At 69.3% G+C, this 4,660-nt stretch carries 6 protein-coding genes; all 6 read right to left on the reverse strand.

Annotation, left to right across the window (positions count from 1 at the left end; translation table 11 throughout):
* Positions 1 to 49 precede the first annotated feature (49 nt).
* The 6 genes from O4U47_RS31050 to O4U47_RS31075 all read right to left on the reverse strand — a co-directional run bounded on the left by O4U47_RS31050 (position 50) and on the right by O4U47_RS31075 (position 4,454).
* On the reverse strand, positions 50 to 463 hold the full coding sequence (locus O4U47_RS31050; RefSeq protein ID WP_270681568.1) for a hypothetical protein: 414 nt from the start codon (positions 461 to 463) through the stop codon (positions 50 to 52).
* The gene (locus O4U47_RS31055; protein ID WP_270681569.1) at positions 460 to 726 is read right to left on the reverse strand and encodes a hypothetical protein; all 267 of its coding nucleotides are present in this window, start codon (positions 724 to 726) and stop codon (positions 460 to 462) included. The genes O4U47_RS31050 and O4U47_RS31055 overlap by 4 nt, the downstream gene beginning before the upstream one ends.
* Before the next feature lie 80 nt (positions 727 to 806).
* Complete coding sequence (locus O4U47_RS31060) at positions 807 to 1,322, reverse strand: flavoprotein (protein ID WP_270681570.1); 516 nt, start codon at positions 1,320 to 1,322, stop codon at positions 807 to 809.
* Positions 1,323 to 1,365: 43 nt separating this feature from the next.
* Positions 1,366 to 2,601, reverse strand: a complete 1,236-nt coding sequence (locus O4U47_RS31065) for a helix-turn-helix domain-containing protein (protein ID WP_270681571.1) — start codon at positions 2,599 to 2,601, stop codon at positions 1,366 to 1,368.
* A gap of 199 nt (positions 2,602 to 2,800) precedes the next feature.
* A complete protein-coding gene (locus tag O4U47_RS31070; protein WP_270681572.1) occupies positions 2,801 to 3,385 on the reverse strand; it encodes an NUDIX hydrolase in 585 nt (194 codons plus the stop codon).
* Positions 3,386 to 3,506: 121 nt separating this feature from the next.
* Positions 3,507 to 4,454, reverse strand: a complete 948-nt coding sequence (locus O4U47_RS31075; RefSeq protein ID WP_270681573.1) for an XRE family transcriptional regulator — start codon at positions 4,452 to 4,454, stop codon at positions 3,507 to 3,509.
* Positions 4,455 to 4,660: the final 206 nt, after the last annotated feature.

Consider the following 4,660-nt stretch of genomic DNA (forward strand, 5'->3'; position numbering starts at 1 on the left):
CATCCGCCTACGCGCTCGCCCCGACCGCACATGATCTAAAAAACACGCCCTAGGCGATGGACCACAGGCGTTCCCGGCGCCTGGCCTCGGACAGCCGTTCTTCGAGTTCCTCCGGCGTCGGGGCACTGAACGCATTCTCCACAGGTGAGGCCAGGCGCTCCTTGCGCTGAGCCCATGCCCAGCATGGAACCCCCTCTTCCTTCACCTGGCAGCCGATCACCCAGGTGTCGCCGTAGGCCCGACGGACTTCGTCGAGCCGGTGGTGGAAGTTGAGACCGGTGTCGAGCTCTTCGGCAGTGCGAGTCCGGACGACCTGGGGCGCTGGAGACCACGGGCGTTCGGCGCTCCACTGGAGCCGCCTCTCACGACCGACCCGGATCATCGATGCCGAGATTCGCCAGGCCTGGCCGTGCTCGGCCCGCAGGCGCTCCAGGATTCGGGGCACCTCGTGCGCCTGCGTCATCGCCCCTCCTGCAGCGACGCCCCCAGGCCAGGGAGTGGGCGCGCACAGCGCCCAGGTGGGTCCTCGAGCTGGCTCAGAAGCCGCTCAGGACTCGCCTCGTGGAGCGTGGGGGCGGCGTCGGGGACGCCGATGTTGGAGGCGATCCAGGCGACCGGCTTGCGGTCTTCGCCGGTCGACCTCCAGATACGCCACTTCCCCGCGTACGTCTCGTTGAGTTGGTCGAGTATGTGCTGGTCATCAAGGCCAGTGAAGGTCTCGCGCATGCCAGAAGCGTCGGCGAGTAGCAGCCGATGAATGTTCCAAGGCGGAACAATGGCGCCTTGACAGCCAGCGTGACGAAGGGCTATCCGTGCGCGGCGGCTTCCACGGTTTCGATCACCGTCTGCCAAGAGGGGAGGCGGCGTTCGGGGTCCCTGAGTACCTTCACGGACGGCAGAGCGGAGAGGAAGTCCAGGTGCTGCTGGTAGGCCGGGTGCGCGGCCAGCGGCGCCCCGGCCTTGGGCACGAGCACCATGGGCACCTGGTGGCCGAGCATCTCGCACATCAGCGCGACGGCGAAGTTGTCGGCGATGCCCACCGCCAGCTTGTTGGTGGAGTTGAACGACAGCGGGCACGCCAGGACCGCATCGGCCGGCGGCAGGCTCCTGCCGGTGCCGGGCAGGCGGAAGTCGACGCGCACCTCCTCACCGGTGACGGCGGCGATCCGTTCGGCGTCGTGGAAGCGCAGCCCTGTGGGCGTGGACAAGACCGTCAGCGTCCATCCGCGCTCGCGGAGGCCGCCGACCAGGTCGATGACGGGCTCCTCGTCGGTGCAGCTGGCTCCGGAGACGATCAGGTAGAGGGTTCGCTCGTCAGACATGCCTGAAGTCTCCCGCACCCCGGCCCGAGCGCCCACCGTGCCTTCAGGTGATCGCCATGCGCGCCAGGAGCTGGCGCAGACGGTCGGGCAAGTCCCGGTAGGCCCCGGCCAGGTGGGTGGCGACCGCCTGGGCCATGGGGTGGTACCGGGTCATCTGCGGGGCGGTTCTCTCGGCGTAGAGGAGCCGGTCGAGCGCCTTGTCACGGTCGGCCGCATCCACATGGGCACGGGCCATGTCGATGGCGTGGTGCGCCCGCCGCTCGGGCGAGACGCTGCTCAGGAGGCGTTCCCCAATGTCGTCGTCGCGGCGCACGGCCTCGTCGACGTCCCCGAGCTCGACGGCGACCGCGGCCCCGTGGATGGCCACGTTGCCCGGGACGAAGTTCGTGCCGTAGGCGTCGAGCCTGCGTGCACCTGCTCGCTGGCTCGCGGTGCGGGCCTGCTCGAAGTGGTCCCAGGCGGCCGAAGGCTCGTTTCCGCGGGCGGCGATGACCGCGGCCCGCAGGTGGAGGGAGCCGGTCGCCTCTGCGGCGGTGGGGTGGCCCGGATCCACTCGATCCAGCGACCGGCGCACCAGGCGAAGGGCCGGGGAGTATGCAGCCACACCCGCCATCAGCAGCGCGCGGCGGCGGGCGACCATGAGCGGAAGGTGGGGATCTCCGGCCTTCTCGGCGGCGACGGCGGAGCGTTCCAGGAGCTGGTTCGTCAGGTCGTTGTAGCCCAGGCGCCGGACGAGTTCCCCGGCGGTGTCCTGGGCGTTGAACAGCAGCCTCCAGGCGCGCGGGAGATCGTCCTCGTAGACGTGGTAGGTCAGCTCCTCAATGAGGGCCGGGAGACGCGCGCCGAGCTTGACGTGCTGGGCGGAGCGGCGAAGGCGCTTGCAGGTGGCCAGTTCGGCGTCCAGGCGGTCAAGCGAGCGGGGCGGGGCCTCCAGGTCAGGGGGTACCTCGACGAAGGCGAGGGCGCGGCGGATCTCGTTGATGGGGGCATGGACCTTCTCGTCGCGGGCGCTGTCTCGGAAGGGCTGGCCGTAGAGCTCGGAGGGATCGATGGCCAGTGCTCGGGCCACGGACGAGACGAAGGCCGGAGTGGCGACCTTGTGGCCGCGTTCTACCTGGGCGATGTGGGGCCGCGAGTAGTGGCAGCGGGCGGCAAGACCTTCCTGGGTCAGCCCGCGGCGCTTGCGGACCCGCGCGATGCGGGCTCCGATACCGGACTGTCCACGATGAGGGTGGGCGCGGGCGAGGTCGTTGAAGGCGGAAACGGTGGGATCGGACATGGCTCCGCTCTCCTGATCAGGTCGCACTGTTCAGCCTAGAGCGGAGCTACTTCACCTGGGGGAGTTCAGGGCGAACGCGCTCCGGTGAGTGGGCGGTCGTGTTCGATACCGGGTCTTCCTCTCGTGGAAAAGCAGGCAGAAGCGATCGCCGACCAGAGCTGCCGAAGATCACGTAAATGTAACGGGTGAAGCAGGCGGGTCAACGGTGCCCAGAGGCATCTTCGTGCGGAATCCCCATGGCCATGATCTGGAGGAGGCCGACGAGGGTACCGGCGCCGAGTACCTCATCCCGTTCGATCAGGTTGGGGACCTCGTCGAGCGGGATCCACGCGACGGTCCCGGCCTCTTCGCCGTCGGTGGGGGCGTCGGAGACGCGCTCGGCTCCACGTCCGACCAGGACGTCGTGAGGGGAGTCGACCATGCCGACCATCGGCTGGAAGGTCGTGAGGTGCTTGAGTCCTGCGGTCGGCCGCCAGCCGGTCTCCTCCTCGACCTCGCGGGCGGCGGCACCGGCCGCGTCCTCGCCGGGGTCGATGATGCCGCCGGGCAGTTCCCAACCCCACTTGTCCGGGACGAAGCGGTACCGCCGGAGCATGAGGACGCGGTCCTGGTCGTCGACCACCGCAGCGATCGCCACGTGGTGCAGGCGCACGACGTGGTGCTCGAACCGCGGGGTGCCCGGCGGCTCGATGTCCATCAGAGTGAGCTGGACCCACTTGTTGTCGTAGATGACCCGCTCGCCGTGGATCTTCCACTGGAGAAGGTCCTTGTCGGGTTCGGTCACTCAGCCTCACCGCTCTCGGAGTTCACGAGGTATCCGCGGCCGTGTTCGCTGCGGATGAGCCCTTCAGTCGTCAGGCGTACCAGGGCCTGACGGATGCTGACTGATGCCGCACGGGCACGGTTCACCACTCGAGGGAAAGCCGTTCGCGGTAGTCGGCCACCCGCTGCTCGCTCGGGTAGCGGGCGGTCAGTTCGTCGAGCAGGAAATCCGCCCAGGACAGCAGGGCACCGGAGCGGCGTTCTCCTTCCAGGGCCGCCGAGCCCAGGGCGACGGCCTGGTCCAGGTCGCCGCGGCGGGCGGCGAGGACGCCGAGGTTGATGTTGGCGGTGGCAAGGCGCATCGGCCGGTACTCGGCGCCGCCGGGGCCGTAGCGCTCGGCCATTTCGCGGGCGGACTCCTCGGCGGTGTCGTTCCAGCCGAGCCAGGTGTAGGCGGTGGCGCCGTGGCTGGTGAGCTTGTCGGGGTCGATGCGGAAGTGGTGCTCGGGCCGCTCGACGGCCGGAAGGCGCCGCAGCATCGCCTCGGCCTGCTGCAGCACCGTGTGGGAGGCGGCATCGCCCATGCGGGCGCGGGCCTTGGCCTCCTGGATGGTCAGCTGAACGCTCGCGTACGAGGTGCCCGCGCGGGCGCGTCCGGCCTCGGCCTCGTCGACGACGGCCTGGAAGCGGCCGCGGCTGAGCGCGTTCCAGGCCGAGAGCTCGTGCGTCCAGCCGATGATCTCGCCGTGGTCGGCCTGCTCGCCGAGCTGGCGGGCCAGGCGCCGGGCGGCCTCGGAGGCCGGGTGGTCGCTGCAGTCGAAGTAGACCGAGCCGAGCAGGGTGGCCAGCCATCCGCCGGCCACGAGCAGTGCCCGGTGTTCGGCGAGCGTGTTGCGGTGTTCCAACAGGTCCAGCACTTCGCGCATGAGCCCTTTGGCCTGGTCGCGTAGGACCGGGCCCGGGGTGGTGGGGTAGGCGCAGCACAGCTCGTCGACGGCGGCAGCGACCATCTCCACGGTGCCCGAACCGACATCGCTGGCGCCCGCGGCGCGGGCGGCTTGGCCGAAGGGGGACGGGGTAGGATCGGGCATGGCTCCGCTCTCCTGATCAGGTCGCACTGTTCAGCCTAGAGCGGAGCTTCTTCGTGTGCGTTCCGCGTGGTGAATCGAGTGAGTAGCCGATCAGAACCTCGTTCTTGGTCACCCTGAAACAGGGTGTCCCGGAGGTGTCCTAGAGGGTGTTCTAGTGTCCTGAGTCGTTAGTTCGTTGGCGGCTGTAGGGTGGGGTGATGCCTGGT

It is taken from the genome of Nocardiopsis suaedae, from assembly GCF_027706745.1.
GTDB lineage: Bacteria > Actinomycetota > Actinomycetes > Streptosporangiales > Streptosporangiaceae > Nocardiopsis_A > Nocardiopsis_A suaedae.

What these genes read in the sequence shown, in the direction of transcription:
- O4U47_RS31050 (WP_270681568.1), bottom strand. Translation starts at nt 463, where the DNA reads ATGACGCAGGCGCACGAGGTGCCCCGAATCCTGGAGCGCCTGCGGGCC.
- O4U47_RS31075 (WP_270681573.1), bottom strand. Translation starts at nt 4,454, where the DNA reads ATGCCCGATCCTACCCCGTCCCCCTTCGGCCAAGCCGCCCGCGCCGCG.
- O4U47_RS31065 (WP_270681571.1), bottom strand. Translation starts at nt 2,601, where the DNA reads ATGTCCGATCCCACCGTTTCCGCCTTCAACGACCTCGCCCGCGCCCAC.
- O4U47_RS31055 (WP_270681569.1), bottom strand. Translation starts at nt 726, where the DNA reads ATGCGCGAGACCTTCACTGGCCTTGATGACCAGCACATACTCGACCAA.
- O4U47_RS31060 (WP_270681570.1), bottom strand. Translation starts at nt 1,322, where the DNA reads ATGTCTGACGAGCGAACCCTCTACCTGATCGTCTCCGGAGCCAGCTGC.